The sequence below is a fragment of the Crocosphaera sp. XPORK-15E genome (assembly GCF_034931425.1).
In the GTDB taxonomy this organism is placed as follows: domain Bacteria; phylum Cyanobacteriota; class Cyanobacteriia; order Cyanobacteriales; family Microcystaceae; genus UHCC-0190.
This window is the reverse complement of record NZ_JAYGHQ010000010.1, coordinates 17,364-36,229: the sequence shown is the minus strand read 5'-3', so window position 1 is coordinate 36,229 and position 18,866 is coordinate 17,364. Positions and strand designations below refer to the sequence as shown.

Here is an 18,866-nt window from a genome sequence, read left to right as displayed (position 1 = left end):
AGGTTTGTAGTAAGCTCTAAAGGGTTTATAAGCTTTCTATGACGAATAACCGTTTGACCGTTGGCCTCCGCTAAACTGCGATCGCCATCTTAAAAACTAGCGAGAATTTGCATCTGTCTATTATCATTCAAGAGGACGCTGATCGCATCAAACCTAGATGCCGTCTCTTATGCTTAACGTAATGGTGTCTTTTTTGCGAAAACTCTGTTTCTAAAACTCTATGGATTTTTCTAGTAACATTGCCAGTCAATTGAATGCAGGGACAATTCTGCCCGAAGGAATTGTTATCATCACCCTAATGTTCATTCTCATTGCCGATCTCATTGGGGGACGAAATACCAGAACTTGGCTACCCTACGCCGCGATCGCTGGTTTACTCGCTGCACTTTTCGCCCTTTATACCGCTTGGGACACCCCTTCTACCATCGGTTTCCTAGGGTCTTTTAATGGGGATAACCTCAGTATCATTTTTCGGGCCATTGTAGCCTTATCTACCCTTGTCACTATCTTGATGTCTGTCCGTTACGTCGAACAAACGGGGACATCTCTAGCAGAATTCATCGCTATTCTGTTAACGGCCACCTTGGGGGCCATGTTCCTCTGTGGGGCCAATGAATTAGTGATGATCTTCATCTCCTTGGAAATGTTAAGTATCTCCTCATACTTAATGACGGGATATATGAAGCGTGACCCCCGTTCCAATGAAGCGGCTTTAAAATATCTCTTAATTGGGGCTTCTAGTTCCGCTATTTTCCTCTATGGAACCTCTTTGCTTTATGGGTTATCTGGAGGAGAAACTATCTTAAGTGAGATTTCTACTAACCTGGTCACTGCTGACGGGGTAAAATCTTTAGGACTGGCGATCTCCTTAGTATTTGTCATTGCGGGTATCGCTTTCAAAATTTCGGCGGTTCCTTTCCACCAATGGACACCGGATGTTTATGAAGGTTCCCCGACCCCTGTAGTGGCCTTTCTTTCAGTCGGTTCAAAAGCCGCAGGGTTTGCCCTGGCCATTCGTTTGTTAGTGACTGCCTTTGCGTCTATTGTGGATGAATGGCATTTGATCTTCACTGCTTTGGCTATCCTGAGTATGGTACTGGGTAATGTGGTGGCTTTGGCCCAAACCAGTATGAAGCGGATGTTGGCCTATTCTTCCATTGGCCAAGCAGGGTTTGTGATGATTGGGTTAACGGCTGGAACGGATGCAGGATACTCTAGCATGATCTTCTATTTGTTAATTTACCTGTTCATGAACTTGGGTGCTTTTAGTGGCGTAATTCTCTTTTCTTTACGAACAGGAACGGATCAAATTAGTGAGTATGCAGGACTTTATCAAAAAGATCCTCTGTTAACTTTGGGTTTAAGTCTCTGTTTACTTTCTTTGGGTGGTATTCCTCCCCTGGCTGGATTTTTCGGCAAAATTTATCTGTTTTGGGCCGGTTGGCAAGCAGAACTTTATGGGCTGGTTTTATTAGCTTTAGTCACCAGTGTGGTGTCGATTTACTACTATATTCGGGTGGTAAAAATGATGGTGGTTAAAGAACCTCATGAGATGTCTGATGCTGTCAAAAACTATCCCGAAATTCGCTGGGATTTGCCGGGAATGCGTCCTTTACAAGTGGGATTAGTTTTATCAGTTATTGCTACATCTTTAGCGGGAATTTTATCGAATCCTCTGTTTACTTTAGCTAATGATTCGGTAACAAGTACCCCGATTTTACAATCATCAATCATCAATACTCGTATTTCTCAAGCGGAAATACCACCGATCACACTTAACCAATAATTCTCCGTAGGGTGGGCATTGCCCACCTGATTCATTATGATATGAATTTCACCAATTAATTAGAAGATTTACTGAATGAAGATTATTTACCCTAAGTCAAGTAATTATTACCTCAGATCGTTTATAATTATTTCATAAATTATTTATTTTTAGCATAGACAAAAGTGAATCAACCGATATCAACCCCAAAAACCCATCTTAAAAAACTAGACGATATTCGTGGTTTTGCTGCTATATATGTCATTATATATCATGTTTCTCATACGAGTAACTTTATTCCAGAAAAGATTAAAACTCTCTTTTTCTCCTTTGGACAAGAAGCAGTTATTTTATTTTTTCTCCTCAGTGGTTTTGTCATTTATACCTCGGTTTATCGTAAACCAGACATGAGTTTTGGTTACTATTTTATTAGAAGGTTTCGACGCATTTATTTTCCGTTTTTAATTGCCATTATTCTCTCCTGTATCTTGGCCATTTTAAATCAAGAGTTTTGGCGTGAGTTTTCAGGAAATCAACTCCTAGGAAATTTATTCATGTTACAGGATTTTTCAGGGAAACCTGGAATTATTGTTAAACCATTTTTAGCTAACTATCCCCTCTGGAGTTTATCCTATGAATGGTGGTTTTATATGCTATTTTTTATCTTGTTTAAAACGGCTTTGTTTAAACTACCTCATCGCATTTATTGGGTTTTTAGTGTTTCCTTTCTCTCCTATTTTATCTATATTATATATCCAAATCCCATTTCTTTATATTTAGCTTATTTTATTATTTGGTGGTGTGGTTTAGAGGCAGCGGAAGTTTATTTGAGAACTAAACGCTTTACTTTTCGTACAGTTAAACCTATTTTAATTTGTTTATTTTTGATGTCTCTTATTAGTTTTATTCCAGTGATGTTTGTGAGTCAAATTAAGCTTGGTTATTATCCTTTTCTTAATTTTAGACATTTTTCTATTGCTTTTATTGCAATAGTAATTGGGTTGATTTGGTATCAATATAAACTCCGTTATTTTGATACTACTTTCGGATTATTCATTAAGGTGGCACCAATTTCTTATGGACTGTATATCTTCCATTATCCTATCTTAACTCAGTTAAAATTATCTCACTATATTCCGAATATATGGCTAGATTATCTTTTAAAGTTTATCTTGATTTTTGGTCTTTCTTATCTAGTAGAAATCAAACTACAACCTATTGTTAATCGTTGGCTTAAATAAAAGGCTAAAGCCTTTACTACGAACTTCTTATACATTTCATGACTACCACATACTGAAATTGATTGCAAATACAATGAAGTTACTTAAAGGTCGAAAATATCTGATTCAAAGTGTCTTAATAGTAGTAATTATTATTCTCATTGTTTTTGTTATTATTCAACAAATAACGTTTCGAGTTCCTGTTTTTGCTTTTCATGGAATAATTGATAGAGAAGAACCCAAAAAATGGCCTTCACGAGCTAACTATTTAGATTATACTATACAAGATCTTGAAATTTTATTAGACCAGTTAATTCAAGATAATTACTGGTTTTTATCTTCTCAAGAACTCTATGATTATTTTATCATAAAATCTCAACCTATTCCCTCTGATAAACAAAATAGTAAGCCAATTTTATTGACTTTTGATGATGGTTATAAAAGTTTGAATGTTTATCTTATTCCTTTATTAAAAAAGCTAGAAAAAAAATATAATATTCCCCTAAAAGTGGTTTTATTTATTAATCCTAAATTTATGGAAGAATCAGAATCAAGAGGTAAAGTTAAATATCTGAATTGTGATGATCTTAGAGAAGGAATAAACCAAGGATTTTATGATATTCAATCTCATGGTTTAACCCATCAAACATTAAAAGGGTTAGAGAAGAAAGTATTAACAACAGAATTAATAGAGTCACAAAAAATCCTTAAAACCTGTACAGCAGATTTACTCCAAAATGATACAATTGCCATTCATTTTGCTTACCCTTATAATCAGTTAGATCAACAAGTGGAAACCGAAACAGCAAAATATTATTTATCAGGATATGGTTATAATAGTAGACTAAGAAACTTCCTTTTTATGCCTAATAAAATGAGAATTCCTCGTATTGGAGTGTCTCATAATGATAGTCCAGAAACATTGTTTAAATTAGCTAAAATTGTCAATTAATTGGGAGTTATGCAATCTATTTATGAATCGTTTTTTGTCTAGGGTTAATTCATGAATTACCCCTACAGATTGTTAATTTTCATGTTAATTTATCGGTTAATAAGTATTTAATTCTTGAGCATCTAAAACAGCAATTGCTGCCATATTAACAATAGTATTAATTTGACACCCTCTTTGCAGAATATGGACAGATTTCCTCATTCCTAGTAAAATAGGGCCAATGGCTTCTGCACCTCCTAATTCATGAAGTAATTTATAGGCAATATTTCCCGATTGTAAATCAGGAAAGATGAGAATATTAGCATTTCCTTTAATTTCACTAAAAGGATAATGTTCTTTGACTAAAATAGGATTAACTGCTGTATCTGCTTGCATTTCTCCATCAATTATTAAATCAGGTTGTCTCGTTTTTACTAATTTAACTGCTTGTCTCACGCGATCGCAAATAGGGTGTTTAACACTGCCAAAATTAGAAAAAGAAAGCATCGCAATGCGAGGAATAATATCTAATCTTTTTGCTAAGGTTGCACTTTCAATGGCAATATCTGCTAAAGTTTCTGCTGAAGGTTCAATATTTACGGTGGTATCAGCAAAGAAATAAACATGATGTTTAAATAACATCAAATACACCCCAGAAGCATGATTTACATCCGGTTTTGTCCCAATAATTTGTAATGCAGAACGAATTGTGTCAGGATAAGCTTGACTCACCCCCGCAACAAACCCATCTGCGTCCCCTAAATGTAGCATTAATAAACTAAAAATATTGTGATTTAAAATGCTTTGTTTCGCTTGATTTAGGGTTATTCCTTTGCGTTGACGCAGTTTAAATAACTCTTGAGTATAAGCTTCTAGGTTGGGAGATGTGGCTGGATCAATAATTAGGATATCTGGTAAATTTAAGCCTAATTCTGCAATTTTTTGCTGGATTTTTGTTTGAGAACCAATTAAAATAGGATGGGCAATACCTTCTTCAATTAAAATTTGACAAGCACTCAAAATTTTAGGATGATCGCCTTCAGGAAAAACAATACGTTTGGGGTTTGTTTTTGCCTTTTGAATGCTATGGCGAATAATTTCCCTCGACATCCCCATTCGCTGCTCTAGGGACTCTTTATAAGTATCTAAGTCAAGCATTTTTCTGGCAACTCCTGTCTCTATTGCTGCTTGTGCAACCGCAGGAGCAACCCAAAATAATACCCGATGATCAAATGGTTTAGGAATTAAGTAAGTTCGTCCAAAAGAAAGGGTTTCTAGTCCATAAGCGCGTAAAACAGTATGGGGAACATCTTCTTGAGATAGCTTAACCAAAGCATTAACAGCCGCAATTTTCATGGCTTCATTAATATCTGTGGCCCGTACATCTAAAGCACCTCGAAAGATAAAGGGAAATCCTAAAACGTTATTAACTTGGTTAGGATAATCTGATCTTCCTGTCGCTAAAATTACATCAGAACGAGTATTAATTGCTGTATTATATTCAATTTCAGGATCGGGATTTGCTAAGGCGAAAACAATGGGATTTTTAGCCATTGACTGCAACATGGAAACTGATAAAGCACCTTTTACTGAGAGTCCAATAAACACATCTGCTCCCTCTAGGGCTTCTTCAAGAGTTCTGGCTTTTGTTGGGGAAGCAAATAATGCTTTATAGGGGTTCATATCTTCTTTTCTCCCCTCATAAATTACCCCTTTTCTGTCACACATAATTAAATTGTTGGGGTTAATTCCTAATGTGACATGAAGTTTGGCACAGGCGATCGCAGCGGCCCCGGCCCCACAGTAGACAATTTTAACAGTTTCAATCGGTTTTTCAGCAACTTTTAAGGCATTTAATAAAGCAGCACCCGTAATAATTGCGGTTCCATGTTGATCGTCATGAAATACCGGAATTTTCATCTGTTTTTTTAACGTTTCTTCAATATAAAAGCTATCCGGTGCTTTAATATCTTCTAAATTAATACCACCAAAAGTTGGCTCTAAACTTTTAATTGTAGAAATAAATTGATCGGGATCAGTTGCGTTAATTTCTAAGTCAAAAACATCAATATCAGCAAAGCGTTTAAAAAGGACAGCTTTCCCCTCCATTACGGGTTTTCCAGCTAAGGGGCCAATATTTCCTAACCCTAAAACAGCCGTTCCATTCGTCGCAACTGCCACTAAGTTTCCTTTTATGGTATAATCATAAGCACGTTCTGGATCTTGATAGATTTGACGACAGGGTTCCGCTACTCCAGGAGTATAAGCTAAGGAAAGATCCCTCTGGGTAATGAAGGCTTTAGTCGCGTTAACTTCTATTTTACCAGGGCGACCAGAACGATGATACTCAAGCGCGTCTTCAGGCAGAGAAGCCATGTTATTTTCTCCAAAGAAGACTACGATTATAACTAATTAGCTCAATTATTGAGGAATTTAGGAAACAAGATTTAATATTTTTTTGACAAACGCAATCTTAAACTAAAATTTAACATTCTCTTTATTAATTCTTAATCTTTCTGGAAATAAAAAAATGTTACAATGACTACAATATAAATAGGGGGATCTAGACTTAATCCTAAGTAAAGTTGGTGAAAGAAACCGACTGGCTTTCCGTATTTATTGACTTACCTAGCCCAAAAAGCGAATTTAATCGAAATTTTAACCAAAACATTTAGAGTTATTGAGTTGAGACTTAAGGAGAGACTGAATCATGCTTCAAATGACACGCTATTCTATCGAAGACATTCAAGAAGAAGCTCGTCAGCTAGTGCAGCAAGGGAAAGTTGATCGCAAACAGCGAATTTATACCCTTTGTCAATACCTACCTTCCGGGGAATGGTCTTGCATTGAAATGGAGTTAGAAAGACATGATTTCTTACTTAGAGATTGTATTGGTGATTTAATTCCGACCCAAGAGTGGGCAACGGACTAAAATTGTTCAGCGATGAATGATTTTTTTCAGGGAAGATAACAGTAAGGGGAAGATCACTAATAGGACAAAAATACCTTCCCCAAGTCCCCAAACATTATTAGTTTGGGCTTGACTTTGAGCGTCCATTTTAATAACAATGGGAGGAGATGGGGCCTGTTTTGTTAAATTTTGGCCAGGGGTTATTGTATCTATTTTTTCATAGTGAGACTCTTGGATCTCTGTATGGTTTGACTTGTTTTCCTGATGAAAATGTTCACTGTGTGCCAATAATAATGGTTCATTAGTATTTACGTTCATTTTCCACTTCCGATTAAGATAAAAGGCGACCAAAAAACGGGATGATTATCTTTGTAACTTAGTTTTGCTTGTCGTAATGCCTCAGTTTTATTCATCCCTTGATTCAGATTTCTATAAAATTCTAGCATAATTTCTTTGGTATAATTATCGTCAACAACCCATAAACTGGCCATGACTGCTTTTGCACCAACTCTTTCTAATATATAGGCCATACCACTGATTTCTTGTCCGGTGGAGTTTTGTCTTAAGGCAGTTTTACAAGCACTAATAATGATTAATTCAGTATTGGATAAACCGAGTTCATTAGCATCAGCAAGATTGAAGTTTTGATCAGCAAATAGTAGGGTATTGGTTTCTAATGTAACATGATTTGGTTCCTCGCAGTTAGGAAGACAACAAACTTCTTGATCAAAACAGCCATGAGTTGCTAAATGGATAAAGGAGAAGCGAGAGGCGTTTAATTTAAAGTTGCTTAAGGTGGCATCTTTTTGGGTATAAACTTCACTATTAGGGAAAATATTAAGGATGCCATTAACTTCATTTTCGGACTCTGGTAAGTTATAGGGTTCCCTTGGTTTGGGGTTTCCTAATGCTAAAACTTTGGGGTTGCTTGGGGGTTTATTTTCTTGTAAGGCGATAGAATTAACACTTAAACGGGTGTAATAATGAATGGGATATTGTTCGAGTAAATATTGTTGGTTAGTGACATCATATAGGGTTTCAAAGGGAATATAACGGAGTTTTTCGGTGGCGATGATCGCAATTTTTTCAGGAGAAAGTTGCTTGATTTCTGCTTCAATGGGACGAATCAATAAATCATATAATTCTCCTCCTTTACTGCGCCAACCAGTAGCAAAACGGTTACTTAAAATGGCGCGATAGTCTTCAATCAGTTGCTCAAAGTCTTGGGGGTTAATGGGGACTTTCTTAACGGTTAAGGTGTTAGCAGTGAGGACAAATAAAGCAATATTATTGTTCAGTAAAACTGGTTGAATAACTACTGTACCAGCAGGAATAGTCTTCTGTAAGCGGGTGATGTCTTCTGGGGTGGTTTCAAACAACTCAGCGACTTCTGGGTATTTTTCCGATAGGGTTTCAGCGAGTCGGTTAACCTTAGCTACCTCCTGTTGCAACTGTTGCGCTAGAGTTTCAGAAAAATTTTGTTGTAGTCGTTGTCGCAGGGTTTCTACGGTTTGCTTTTGTTTATTCCAGTCTTGGACTGCTTTTTTTGCGTCAGGGTTGTTGACTTTATCCGCAGCATTAATGAGACGGGTATAGTCAGCAAGTTCAAAGGTAGTGGCTAAGTTTGCCCATTGATAGGCTGTTTGGGCTTGGTTTTGGTCAATAAGTAAGTTAACGAGGGCAACTGCTGTCCCTCCTTCTGCTGCTAGGTAAGCCTCTCGATCATTATCCTTTAACCCCCGTCGGATATCAAGTGTGATGGTAACTGCTGCTTCTAATGCGTTAATGGCTTCTGTGGGCTTACCAATGTTGTCGTAAACTGCCCCAATATTATTGAGAGTAGTAGCTTCCCCAGAGCGATCTTTAATATCCCGAAAAATAACTAATGCCTGATTATACTGTTCTAAAGCTGGCTGTGGCTTGCCAATATTATTGTAATTAAACCCTAACCCCAACAGCGAAAACGCTTCTAACTCCCTGTTTTTCTCTTGTCGCGCAATGGTTAGCAACTGTTTAAAGGTTTCTATCGACTCCAAGGGTTTGCCTTGTGTTGCTTGTTGTATCGCTTGTTGTGGCAGTGTTTCAATATCCGTCTCAACAGTTTCCTGTCCCCAACTGCTTTGTACCATCAAAGGAATAGTTAGGGGAGTTAAGGAGAGAGTTAGGGTTAGGAGAGTAGAGAATGTAGGAAGTCGCATTTTTTTGATGATTGTAGGGGCAAGGCATCAGAATATTAGGCCTACTAACGAAATCTTTATATTGCCTTGCCCAAACTTTAGCATACCAAGCTTTAGCCTCAGCATTAACAGAGAATAGGGAAATTTTCATTTTTCAGAATGGGATATTTAAAAGTTGGGCATGGCGAGAATATAATTATTTTGGATAAGTAGCAATATTTCTTGATGCCATAATAGGTTGGGCATGGCGGGAATATAATGATTTTGGATGAGTAGCAATATTTCTTGATGCCATGCCCCTACAATTGATGAGGAGAGAGGTTTGTGTTAATTTTAAAGATATTATATGTCAATCTCCTTAAATGCTGAACAAATTGCTAATCTTTCCCGCTTTCAAAAACGCCTACCGAAAAATGCAACTGCTGTAAGGATTTATAATCTTCCTAATGGTGGCAAAGCTTTTCAAGCTGATGTCCCTGCCCGAAATATTCCTAATTCCTATGCAACTTATGAAAAACAAATTGATTCAGAGGGAATAACTCTTTTTTATACAAAAACCACTTATGCTCCTGATGGTAGTATCGTTCATATCAAGCAAAAATATCCATGATGACTAGACTAGAATTACTCAATGCCTTAATCAATTTTAATCAACCCTTATCTAAAATTCTTCCCTCTCTAAACACATTTAAGTGGGATTTTGAGCAAGAATTAATTATTTTAAAAAGACAGCATATTATTCAGATTCTTAATCGATATCTTGCTGATGAACTCTCCGTAAATGACATAGAAAATTGGGCCAATGGAATTGAATCGAGGGAAGACATTGGTTACGAAGAAAATGATGAGGATTTTTTAATAAATATTATTTATGAATTAGCTAATCCTTATTTAACTCAACAGCTTTCTGTAGAATTGGCTCAACAATTACAGCAAAAATTATCTGATTCCACCATTTTTGTTTAAATATCAGTTGTTAAACCTAGGGTGGGCAATGCCCACCTTACAGCTTACTTTTTCCGATCAACAGGTGTGGCTTTTATGGTCATTTTTTTGCCTGATTCTTGCATATCAATTTTGTCAAGAATATAAACAATATCATTAGATTGATCGATTAAATCTTGCCAATCTTCATTGTTTAAAATGCCTTGAAGTTTCAAGAAAGCCGTTTTTGCCCCTTGGGCTAAATCAAAGGCATTTAAAGGAATATTTGGCCAGGTTTGTTGTCCTTTTGTTGTCCGATCTGTTCCCCGAAACTTGCGACAATTTCGATAACTTTCTTGACAAACAACTGTATCACTAGCAGGAATCCAAACCCCTACTGTATTTTACAGGATGGACATATCGTTGGGCATATTTTAGCTTTTTTCGCCTAGATGTTGCCAGTCTAGAATTACCCATTGAATCATTTTATATAGCAGCATTCCAAGTCTTTTTTGGCAACTTTTGGGCAATATTTAGGACATTTATTGCTTTTATTTTAATCATAATTTTCGTTCTGTCAACCCTCCAAGTTATTCATAAATTGATTTTAGAACTTATTCGTAGAATACCGATCAGTTTCAATGGGAGACAATTTAATTCTATTCGCTTTCTTCGTTCCCTCGTTGATGAAATTGTGATCATTTTGTGGGTTTTAGCCGTTTTATTCATTTTAGCTCAATGGCAAGGAGATGATGATGCTAAAATTGATGCAATTAATGAAACCTCAACCCTTCCTACTATTACCTTTATCAGTCCCGAAAATAATGCTCCCTTGGGAAGAAAATTAGATGATCTCTTTAGCAACCCCAATAATTTTCGCATTATTGGCGATCTCGAAGGCTATAAAAATTTGCTCCCTCAAGATTATAGCGACTCCAGCAAACAAAGGGTATGGAGACTATTATTAGATGGTAAAGGATCGGTGTACATTTTCCCTGCTTTATCACAAGAAAAAATTGCCCAAGATCGCAACCTTCGTCCCCCTATTTTAGTCATTTATGAAAGCGGAAGCGGCGATCAAATGATGATTATTGCCCCTTCTGTCAAGCAGTAGGGGCGCAATGCTTGCGCCCTCAAAATGTTTAATGTTGCCCTAAAAATGTTTAAGTGCTTAAACAAAATTAATTACACATAGGCTTGACTGACAAGGCAGCAGGGCGGGTTTATCCAACATTCTGGTCAGAATCATCAATCTTTGGTAAAAACCCGCCCCTACGAAATTTTGGGTAATTAATTTCCTGTGCCTACTTAATGTTGCCCTGACAATTTTTAATTTTTAAATTGTTCAATAATGCCGCCACCGAGTACAATTTCCCCATCATATAAAACGGCTGCTTGGCCTGGAGTAATACCAAATTGAGGCTCATCAAACACTAATTTTAGGCGATGATCTTCAATAGGAATTACTGTCACTGAAACAGCAGGGGAACGATAACGCACTTGTACCTGTACTTGAATAGGAGAAACAGGTTCAACCATAGAAACCCAATTCATTCGCCCTACAGTACAATCAGAACGACCAGCATTAGCACGGTTTCCCACAATAACCCGATTCATCACCGCATCTAGTTTTACCACATACAAAGGCTCTGGGGCAGCAACTCCTAACCCTTTCCGTTGACCAATAGTGTAATGATGAATGCCTTGGTGTTTCCCTAATACTTTACCATCGAGGTCAACAATATCCCCCTCTTTTTGGTTAATATATTGGTCAAGAAACGCCGCCATAGAGCCGTGAGCTTCAATTAGACATAAATCTTGGCTTTCCGGTTTACTGGCAGTTTTAAGAGCAAATTCTGCGGCAATGCGTCGGGTTTCTTCCTTGGTTTGTTCCCCCAAAGGAAAGAGCGTTCCCGCTAAAATATCTTGAGAAAGATCGTATAAAAAATAGGATTGATCTTTATTGCGATCGACAGCCCTTAATAATTGATAAAGTTGTGTCTGATCATCATAGCGAATACGGGCATAATGACCCGTAGCAATGCGATCGCAGTTTAACTCTTGTTTAGCATAAGCTAACATGGGGCCAAATTTGACCGCACTATTACACTGAGAACAAGGCAGGGGGGTAATACCCGACTCATACCCTGACACCAAATAATCGATAATATTGGCTTGAAATAAGTCTCTAGTATCCACGATATGATGAGGAATGCCCAATTGTTCGCAAATAAACGCCGCATCTACCATTCCCTCGGAGCAGCATTGTCCCTTCCCTTTCATTAACCAAAGGGTTAACCCAATTACTTCACAACCTTGATGGTGTAAACTCGCAGCAGCGACGGAACTATCAACCCCACCGGACAAACCAACGACGACCTTGTTCATTGTTAAAGGTTTCTTAAAAAGCAAAAAATTAACCGTTTACTCTACCTAGGCTAACATTTTCAATATTACAATAGTGCGTAAGTGTGTGATCGACCTGATGACTCAGGGAAAATTCCTGGTGTCAAAGGTGTGAGGATGTTTAACAAAGGTCTAAATCTGATGATTCTTACTCAAATCCGTGCCTTAATTAACTTGACTCCTGGTAGCCAAGCCTTGTTCCCAGGAAGCTTAAGAAAATTTTCCACTTGGTTAGGTTGTGCGTCTAGTGTGGTTTTAATCGTGGGTTCTGCTTCTGTTAGTTCGGCGCAAAGTAGCTCTGGCCGTCAGTTACCACCCCCTCCATTGCCCAAAAGTGTGACACCTGCGCCCGTTGAAAGGCCTCCAGTTGCGCCGAAAAATGAGGTAATTACGCCTATTGAAGTAAGTCCAGTTGCACCAAAAGCGTCCCAACCAATACGAGAATATACTTTTCAAGCACCCCAAACCCTTCCTGCTGAGAATATTTCTGAAACTGAAACTGAAACCATTCCTACTGTTTTAAATGTGGAACCTGTTTCAACTAATATTCAACCTGTTCCCCAAACTTCTCAATCTAATGAAAATCCTAGTTTTTATCGGGTTGAAGTTGTCGGTAATCAAGACTTATTATTGTCTCAAGTTAAAATGATAGAACCAATGGCATTTATTCGCCAAAGTGAAGGGGTTATTCATGCGGGAATGTTCCAAAATTCTCAGCAAGCTCAACAACGGGTTCAAGCTTTACAAAAACAAGGGTTAACCGCCAATATTGTTCCAGTTTATCGGGGTGAAAAACGGTCTTTATTGGTACAAACTAAACCTTAATTGTTAGAATTATTCTGAATCTACCCATTGCGTAGGGACATAACACTGTTATGTCCTGATCTTCTTATATTTGATATGATAGACTTGCATGAGATGTAAATAAAAGGATTTAACAGTGTTAAATCCCCACAAAATACCCCTACAATCTTTTGATAAATTAATTATTCAAAAATGTAACTAAGCTGGTTAATTTTTCCCAAGCTGCCCCACTTTTGAGAATTTCCTTAGCAGTTTTAACACCTTTTTTATGGTCTTCCCAAGAGATATAATTTCCCACTTGAAGGGCTAAAGAAGCATTTAAAGCCACTGCATCTTCTTGTGCTTGAGTGCCTTTTCCCTGTAAAACATTAGTAAGAATTGTGGCATTTTCTTCGACATTTCCTCCTTTTAAAGCGGTTAGCGGTGCGGCAGTTAATCCTAATACTGAAGGGTTAATTTCACCTAATCTCACTTTGCCATCTTTTAATAAGGCTAAATCTGTGATATCCCCTAACCCTGCTTCATCTAATTTTTCCCGTCCATATAATACCATTGCTTGGGTAATTCCTAATTGATTTAAAGCTTGGGCCATAGGACTTAAAAACTGAGGAGAATAAACCCCAATAATTTGACCAGTGGGACGTAATGGGTTAACTAAAGGGCCTAATAAATTAAAAATAGTGCGAATTTTTAACGTTTTTCTTAAAGGAGCCACGTGCTTCATGGCCGGATGCCAACCAGGAGCAAATAAAAAAGTAATACCAACTTCTTTTAAAGCATCTGCTACCTTTTCGGGGGTTGCTGATAGTTTGACTCCTAAATATTCTAACACATCGGCTGAGCCAACTTTACTAGATGCGGAACGGTTGCCATGTTTGGCGACTTTTAACCCGGCAGCAGCAGCGACAAAGGCGACGGCAGTTGATATATTAAAGGTAGATGCTCCGTCCCCTCCGGTTCCACAGGTGTCAATGACTGGTTGAGTATGATTAATAGGAGTTTCTGGTAGGGACTGTTTTTGCAAGACTTGAGCCATTCCGGCTAATTCGTCAGCAGATACCCCTTTGGCTTGAATTGCTGCTAAAATAGCCCCAGATAGCACAGGGGGAATGTCTTCCTCTAACCATCCTTGCATCAGTTGAGAGGCTTGAGGTTGGGATAAGGACTGTTGGTTAAGCAGTTGTTGTAGTAGCTCGGGCCAGAGGTTTGAAAAGTCTTGAGTCACAATAGTTTATAAAGATAAGTGATCTAGTTTTATTTTATCAAAAACACGAAAAAAATTACTATTTAAAAAAGAGAATGGGCCAACTACTAACTAACTTGACTTCTCAACAATTATCACAGTGGTTAACTGAAGCATCTCAAGCAGCAAATAAAGGTAAACTCCCTAATTATATCCCCTTATTGCAGCAAACGGCTCCCAATTTATTAGCAGTTTGTATTCTCCCTATCAATCATCAAATTAATGCACAGGGAGACATTGATAAAACTTTCCCTTTGATGAGTATTATTAAACCTTTTTTATTATTCTATTTACTTTCACAATTGGGAAAAGAATTTATTTTTAATAAGGTTGGCCGTGATCCTTCTAATTATCCCTTTAATTCTCTTGAACAATTACAGATAGATCAAGGTTTTCCTCGAAATCCGATGATTAATAGTGGGGCCATCACCTTAGCTTCTTTATTGCCTGGAAAAGATGGTAAAACTCGCTCTAAAAATTTACAAGAATGGTTAAATAAACAGGCTAATTGTCACCTATTTTTAGATAAATTAATGTTAAAGTCTGTTCAATCTTTACCCAATATTCGTAATCAAGCAATTCTGCAAGAATTAGTAAAACAAAACCAAATAAATGAGCCTGAAATTACCTTAGATGCTTATAATCAAATTTGTTGTCTTTCGGGAACCATTATTGATTTAGCTCGTTTGGGTTTATTATTAGTAAATTGCTCCCCTTCTCTCTCTCAAGAAAATTGTTTAATTGTGAGGGAAATTATGACTACCTGTGGACTTTATGAAGCATCAGAAAACTTTGCCAAAAAAGTAGGATTTCCTACCAAATCTGGGGTCAGTGGTGCTATATTATCCTTAGTACCAGAACAAGGGGCGATCGCTTGTTATAGTCCTCCTCTAGATGCAGAAGGGAACTCAATCTCTAGTTTATTTATTATCAAAAAAATTGCTCAATTTTTAGCTAGTTAAACTATGATATCAATGATCAATTAAGTTATGCTCAAATATGGCAGCGATCGCAGAAAACCAGCTTTATTTTATTTGGGTTAATTTTTATCAGTATTTTGTTGATATCTTTAGTGCTTACTACAAACATTATTCAATGAGAAAAGCACCTGGGAGTCTTGCCGTGTTTCGACCCCAAGTGCTTTTCTACTTACTCACTCACACCATTTCGATACTTAATTTGTATCAACTTACCTACGAGTATACACCGACAATATTTTAATGCAAGGGAAAGAGGACACTTTTATAATTGTCACACCTCTCTACTACCTGAAAAAAAAACCCCCGTCCGAAGACAGGGCCTTAAAGTGTTCAGATAAGAGACTGTTGATTAAAACCAATTTTAACTATTCTGTTCCTGTCTTTCTCTCAATTTTAAGCGAATTTCTGCATGAACTTCGCGGGTAATTGGGTAAAAATAGGCTAATACTAAGCCAATAATTAAAATTATAGCAGGAAGGGGAGCCACTGCAATCCGAATCGCTAATAAGGCACTATCAGGTTGAATAGGAATAGCTTCACCAGGGACTCTTGCGATAAATCCTGCTGCTTCTAAAACCACACCCACTAAGAATAATCCTAAGGCTAACCCAAACTTTTGTAAGAGTACCATGAACGCATAGAAAACCCCTTCTCTTCTTTGCCCTGTTTCTAATTCATCTAATTCAATCACATCAGGAACCATTGACCAAGGAATTAGATAAGCAACCGATACCCCAAACCCTGCCATAATTGCGAAAATAAACATTAAATTAACTTGTCCAGGTTGTAAACTAAATAATCCTATTTGGGCAATTATCCAGACTACCATCCCCATAAAATAGACAATTTTTTTATCAAGTTTTTTACTCACTGCTTGCCAAAAAAATAACATTACTAAAGCAGTGCCTTGGACAGCTAAAGCAACAAAACCTGATGTATCTTCTCCTAACCTCATATAACTAACCACAAAATAAATGAGAATTGAAGCTGTTAACTGAACTGCTAACCAGGAACATAAATAAATACCGATTACAAAGAGAAAAGGACGATTATTAAAAACGATTTTTAGCTGTTGAGGAAATGATAAAGACGGTATGATTTGTTCTATTTCGTTTTCTTCTTGCGCTTCTTTATTAACTAAATGATCTTCTGTTTTACTAAATACTAAAGTTAGTCCAAAACCCAGGATTAATAAACTTGCTAACAAGGCAAAAAAGCTGACATAATCTAACTGACTATTACCCCCAATTAGGGGTGAAATGCCAGGAATCATCCTCAAAATTCCGTAAATAAAACCTAATATACCAAGCAAGGTTAAAATGTTGCCTAATTTCTTTTTTTTAGCTAAATTCAAGATAGGATTTGCGCCTCTTTCTTGAATTCGTAAGCTGCACCACAACAACGCTATAATTGCCAAAATAGAGCAACTTAATCCCAGAACAAAGAATCTGGTTTGAGCATCATTAGGATAAGCAATAGAGGCTAAGATATAGAGAATTAACGATAAAATACTTCCCCCAATAGAAAAGGAAAAGCGAAAACTATTTAAACTTGTTCGCTCATTATAATCTTGAGTCAGTTCAGGAGTTAACGCTGTATAAGGTAAATTAACCGTAGTATAGGTAATATTAAACAAAATACCAATTAATACATAATAAGCAAATAAGCTCCATTGGTTAGTATTAATATCATCACTAAAATGAGGTATAATCCATTGTAAACAATACAATAAAGCAAAGGGCAATATTCCTCCTAAAATCCAAGGAAGACGACGACCCCAACGAGAACGAGTACGATCACTTAAAATGCCAATAATGGGGTCATTTATCGCATCAGAAATTTTCCCAATCATCAGAACACTTCCTGCTAAACCCGCAGGTAAACCTGCTACATCGGTAAAGAAAAAAAGCAAGTAAAATACTAAAATATTCGCCGTAATTGCTGGGCCAAAATCTCCGGCACCATAGGCGAGTTTTGTGGTAAAGTTAAGTTTTTCAGATTGAGGAGATGTTATCATAAAATTAGAAGTTAGTTAGTCGGGGAATAAAATATTCTGATTCCTCAGAAGCATTATAGATGGTTTTGAGCTTTATTTTAAATTAGTTTTAAGTGATCAATTATGCCTCAACCTCGTAAACGTTTTGCTCAACATTGGTTACGCAGCGAACAAGCCTTAGAACATATTATAACCGCGGCTCAATTAAAAGAGGGCGATCGCGTCTTAGAAATTGGCCCAGGCACAGGAATTTTGACCCGTCGTCTCTTACCTATTGTTCAATCTTTAATTGCGGTTGAACTGGATAGAGATTTATGTAAACAGTTAGTAAAAACCTTGGGAAACATTGACAACTTTTTATTGTTACAAGGAGATATTCTCAAACTAGATATCGAAACTCAAGCCAAAGATTTTCCTGGATTTTTACCTCTTAATAAAGTAGTCGCTAATATACCTTACAATATTACGAGTCCCATTTTAGAGAAATTATTAGGAAGCATTGTTTACCCCAAAACTCCTGCTTATGAATTAATTGTTTTATTGGTTCAAAAAGAAGTTGCCCAAAGAATTATTGCACCATCAGGAAAGAAAGATTATGGTGCATTATCGGTAAAAATGCAGTATTTAGCTCAATGTGACTATGTTTGTGATGTTCCTAGTAAAGCTTTTTCTCCCCCACCAAAAGTTGATTCTGCTGTCATTGCTTTGCGTCCCAGAATTATTGAAAATTCAGCCCTTAACCCCAAACAATTAGAAACTTTAATTAAATTAGGATTTTCGAGTCGTCGGAAAATGTTACGCAATAATCTAAAAAGTCTTATCGATAGCGATCGCTTGATAGACTTACTAACACAATTAAATCTCAATTCTCAAGTCCGTGCAGAAGAACTTGATCTAGAGCAATGGATAGAATTAAGCAATAAATGTAAATCCCTCCTTCCCTAAAAGACTCCTCTCGACGATACCAGATTCCCTAGATTCCTGTCTAGGTCAAAGTTTGGTTGTCTTCTATACAATTTTGTTATTTTTTAGGAATTATTTGTTAGGATAGAAAGATATTAAGCTTTTTTTTAGATTCTTGCTCCTCATCCCATACCCATAACCATGCAGAACCTGACTTACAGCCATCCCGAATCCTTAGAGCAAATTTCCCTCTTAGAAGAATTTCTGGACATCCTACCCCTTAAATACCGAACGATTGTTGCCTTAGCCTATTTTACATCTTCAAGAATTAATGATATTTTGTCCCTCAAAGTGAGTGACATCAAAGCCGATCAAATTATCATTAATCAATCGGAATTTGGGAAAGCGAAATGTGTTCCCATTCTTTCCACCTTAAAACCCTATTTAACCGTCTATCTCAATGGACTGTATCAAAAAAATTCAGATTTTATCTTTCCCGATAAATTAGGTAAACCTATGAAAATATCATCTGTATTTAAAGTCCTGAAATTAGTTGCTCAACAAGTTAATCTTCCAGAGATGTATCTGTTTGTTTTATCTTAACTC

At 36.9% G+C, this 18,866-nt stretch carries 18 protein-coding genes; 11 read left to right on the top strand and 7 right to left on the bottom strand.

Annotated features, from left to right (window positions below):
- Nucleotides 1-220: 220 nt before the first annotated feature.
- The 3 genes from VB691_RS12430 to VB691_RS12420 all read left to right on the top strand — a co-directional run bounded on the left by VB691_RS12430 (nucleotide 221) and on the right by VB691_RS12420 (nucleotide 3,937).
- On the top strand, nucleotides 221-1,786 hold the full coding sequence (locus VB691_RS12430; RefSeq protein ID WP_323291817.1) for an NAD(P)H-quinone oxidoreductase subunit N: 1,566 nt from the start codon (nucleotides 221-223) through the stop codon (nucleotides 1,784-1,786).
- A 164-nt stretch (nucleotides 1,787-1,950) separates the two neighbouring features.
- Nucleotides 1,951-3,006, top strand: coding sequence for an acyltransferase (locus tag VB691_RS12425; RefSeq protein ID WP_323291816.1), 1,056 nt, complete (start codon nucleotides 1,951-1,953; stop codon nucleotides 3,004-3,006).
- A 73-nt stretch (nucleotides 3,007-3,079) separates the two neighbouring features.
- Complete coding sequence (locus VB691_RS12420) at nucleotides 3,080-3,937, top strand: polysaccharide deacetylase family protein (protein ID WP_323291815.1); 858 nt, start codon at nucleotides 3,080-3,082, stop codon at nucleotides 3,935-3,937.
- Between the two features lie 96 nt (nucleotides 3,938-4,033).
- On the opposite strand, the gene VB691_RS12415 is transcribed toward VB691_RS12420, so the two are convergent.
- On the bottom strand, nucleotides 4,034-6,292 hold the full coding sequence (locus VB691_RS12415) for an NADP-dependent malic enzyme (protein ID WP_323291814.1): 2,259 nt from the start codon (nucleotides 6,290-6,292) through the stop codon (nucleotides 4,034-4,036).
- Nucleotides 6,293-6,635: 343 nt separating this feature from the next.
- On the opposite strand from VB691_RS12415, the gene VB691_RS12410 reads away from it, so the two are divergent.
- The gene (locus VB691_RS12410) at nucleotides 6,636-6,848 is read left to right on the top strand and encodes a DUF4327 family protein (protein WP_323291955.1); all 213 of its coding nucleotides are present in this window, start codon (nucleotides 6,636-6,638) and stop codon (nucleotides 6,846-6,848) included.
- Between the two features lie 6 nt (nucleotides 6,849-6,854).
- On the opposite strand, the gene VB691_RS12405 is transcribed toward VB691_RS12410, so the two are convergent.
- Together VB691_RS12405 and VB691_RS12400 are read right to left on the bottom strand one after the other, a co-directional pair.
- Nucleotides 6,855-7,145, bottom strand: a complete 291-nt coding sequence (locus VB691_RS12405; RefSeq protein ID WP_323291813.1) for a hypothetical protein — start codon at nucleotides 7,143-7,145, stop codon at nucleotides 6,855-6,857.
- On the bottom strand, nucleotides 7,142-9,025 hold the full coding sequence (locus VB691_RS12400) for a CHAT domain-containing tetratricopeptide repeat protein (RefSeq protein WP_323291812.1): 1,884 nt from the start codon (nucleotides 9,023-9,025) through the stop codon (nucleotides 7,142-7,144). Before VB691_RS12400 ends, VB691_RS12405 begins: the two co-directional genes overlap by 4 nt.
- Before the next feature lie 325 nt (nucleotides 9,026-9,350).
- Here VB691_RS12400 and VB691_RS12395 point away from each other — a divergent pair, with 325 nt between their 5' ends.
- Both VB691_RS12395 and VB691_RS12390 read left to right on the top strand, forming a co-directional pair.
- Nucleotides 9,351-9,614, top strand: coding sequence for a hypothetical protein (locus VB691_RS12395; RefSeq protein WP_323291811.1), 264 nt, complete (start codon nucleotides 9,351-9,353; stop codon nucleotides 9,612-9,614).
- Entirely contained in the window at nucleotides 9,611-9,970 is a 360-nt protein-coding gene (locus VB691_RS12390; protein WP_323291810.1) for a hypothetical protein, read from the top strand. The genes VB691_RS12395 and VB691_RS12390 overlap by 4 nt, the downstream gene beginning before the upstream one ends.
- Nucleotides 9,971-10,014: 44 nt before the next feature.
- Here VB691_RS12390 and VB691_RS12385 read toward each other — a convergent pair whose 3' ends face one another.
- Nucleotides 10,015-10,164: a hypothetical protein gene (locus tag VB691_RS12385; protein WP_323291809.1), complete on the bottom strand. Its 150-nt coding sequence runs from the start codon at nucleotides 10,162-10,164 to the stop codon at nucleotides 10,015-10,017.
- A gap of 365 nt (nucleotides 10,165-10,529) precedes the next feature.
- On the opposite strand from VB691_RS12385, the gene VB691_RS12380 reads away from it, so the two are divergent.
- Entirely contained in the window at nucleotides 10,530-11,042 is a 513-nt protein-coding gene (locus tag VB691_RS12380) for a hypothetical protein (protein ID WP_323291808.1), read from the top strand.
- 215 nt (nucleotides 11,043-11,257) lie between these two features.
- On the opposite strand, the gene mnmA is transcribed toward VB691_RS12380, so the two are convergent.
- Nucleotides 11,258-12,316 (bottom strand): tRNA 2-thiouridine(34) synthase MnmA, encoded by a 1,059-nt coding sequence (gene mnmA, locus VB691_RS12375; RefSeq protein WP_323291807.1) that lies wholly within the window; start codon nucleotides 12,314-12,316, stop codon nucleotides 11,258-11,260.
- 159 nt (nucleotides 12,317-12,475) lie between these two features.
- Between mnmA and VB691_RS12370 the strand changes: the two genes are divergently transcribed.
- Nucleotides 12,476-13,159 carry a hypothetical protein gene (locus tag VB691_RS12370; protein ID WP_323291806.1) on the top strand — a complete coding sequence of 228 codons (684 nt, stop codon included), beginning with the start codon at nucleotides 12,476-12,478 and terminating at the stop codon, nucleotides 13,157-13,159.
- Nucleotides 13,160-13,316: 157 nt separating this feature from the next.
- Here the strand turns inward: VB691_RS12370 and trpD are convergent, their stop codons facing one another.
- Nucleotides 13,317-14,363, bottom strand: a complete 1,047-nt coding sequence (gene trpD / locus VB691_RS12365) for an anthranilate phosphoribosyltransferase (protein ID WP_323291805.1) — start codon at nucleotides 14,361-14,363, stop codon at nucleotides 13,317-13,319.
- Between the two features lie 74 nt (nucleotides 14,364-14,437).
- On the opposite strand from trpD, the gene VB691_RS12360 reads away from it, so the two are divergent.
- Nucleotides 14,438-15,343, top strand: a complete 906-nt coding sequence (locus VB691_RS12360) for a glutaminase (RefSeq protein WP_323291804.1) — start codon at nucleotides 14,438-14,440, stop codon at nucleotides 15,341-15,343.
- A gap of 379 nt (nucleotides 15,344-15,722) precedes the next feature.
- On the opposite strand, the gene VB691_RS12355 is transcribed toward VB691_RS12360, so the two are convergent.
- On the bottom strand, nucleotides 15,723-17,378 hold the full coding sequence (locus VB691_RS12355; protein WP_323291803.1) for an MFS transporter: 1,656 nt from the start codon (nucleotides 17,376-17,378) through the stop codon (nucleotides 15,723-15,725).
- Nucleotides 17,379-17,480: 102 nt separating this feature from the next.
- Between VB691_RS12355 and rsmA the strand changes: the two genes are divergently transcribed.
- Nucleotides 17,481-18,302: a 16S rRNA (adenine(1518)-N(6)/adenine(1519)-N(6))-dimethyltransferase RsmA gene (gene rsmA, locus VB691_RS12350; protein ID WP_323291802.1), complete on the top strand. Its 822-nt coding sequence runs from the start codon at nucleotides 17,481-17,483 to the stop codon at nucleotides 18,300-18,302.
- 159 nt (nucleotides 18,303-18,461) lie between these two features.
- The gene (locus tag VB691_RS12345) at nucleotides 18,462-18,863 is read left to right on the top strand and encodes a tyrosine-type recombinase/integrase (RefSeq protein ID WP_323291801.1); all 402 of its coding nucleotides are present in this window, start codon (nucleotides 18,462-18,464) and stop codon (nucleotides 18,861-18,863) included.
- Nucleotides 18,864-18,866: the final 3 nt, after the last annotated feature.

What these genes read in the sequence shown, in the direction of transcription:
- VB691_RS12430 (WP_323291817.1), top strand. Translation starts at nt 221, where the DNA reads ATGGATTTTTCTAGTAACATTGCCAGTCAATTGAATGCAGGGACAATT.
- VB691_RS12420 (WP_323291815.1), top strand. Translation starts at nt 3,080, where the DNA reads ATGAAGTTACTTAAAGGTCGAAAATATCTGATTCAAAGTGTCTTAATA.
- VB691_RS12415 (WP_323291814.1), bottom strand. Translation starts at nt 6,292, where the DNA reads ATGGCTTCTCTGCCTGAAGACGCGCTTGAGTATCATCGTTCTGGTCGC.
- VB691_RS12410 (WP_323291955.1), top strand. Translation starts at nt 6,636, where the DNA reads ATGACACGCTATTCTATCGAAGACATTCAAGAAGAAGCTCGTCAGCTA.
- VB691_RS12405 (WP_323291813.1), bottom strand. Translation starts at nt 7,145, where the DNA reads ATGAACGTAAATACTAATGAACCATTATTATTGGCACACAGTGAACAT.
- VB691_RS12400 (WP_323291812.1), bottom strand. Translation starts at nt 9,025, where the DNA reads ATGCGACTTCCTACATTCTCTACTCTCCTAACCCTAACTCTCTCCTTA.
- VB691_RS12395 (WP_323291811.1), top strand. Translation starts at nt 9,351, where the DNA reads ATGTCAATCTCCTTAAATGCTGAACAAATTGCTAATCTTTCCCGCTTT.
- VB691_RS12390 (WP_323291810.1), top strand. Translation starts at nt 9,611, where the DNA reads ATGATGACTAGACTAGAATTACTCAATGCCTTAATCAATTTTAATCAA.
- mnmA (WP_323291807.1), bottom strand. Translation starts at nt 12,316, where the DNA reads ATGAACAAGGTCGTCGTTGGTTTGTCCGGTGGGGTTGATAGTTCCGTC.
- VB691_RS12370 (WP_323291806.1), top strand. Translation starts at nt 12,476, where the DNA reads ATGATTCTTACTCAAATCCGTGCCTTAATTAACTTGACTCCTGGTAGC.
- VB691_RS12360 (WP_323291804.1), top strand. Translation starts at nt 14,438, where the DNA reads ATGGGCCAACTACTAACTAACTTGACTTCTCAACAATTATCACAGTGG.
- VB691_RS12355 (WP_323291803.1), bottom strand. Translation starts at nt 17,378, where the DNA reads ATGATAACATCTCCTCAATCTGAAAAACTTAACTTTACCACAAAACTC.
- rsmA (WP_323291802.1), top strand. Translation starts at nt 17,481, where the DNA reads ATGCCTCAACCTCGTAAACGTTTTGCTCAACATTGGTTACGCAGCGAA.
- VB691_RS12345 (WP_323291801.1), top strand. Translation starts at nt 18,462, where the DNA reads ATGCAGAACCTGACTTACAGCCATCCCGAATCCTTAGAGCAAATTTCC.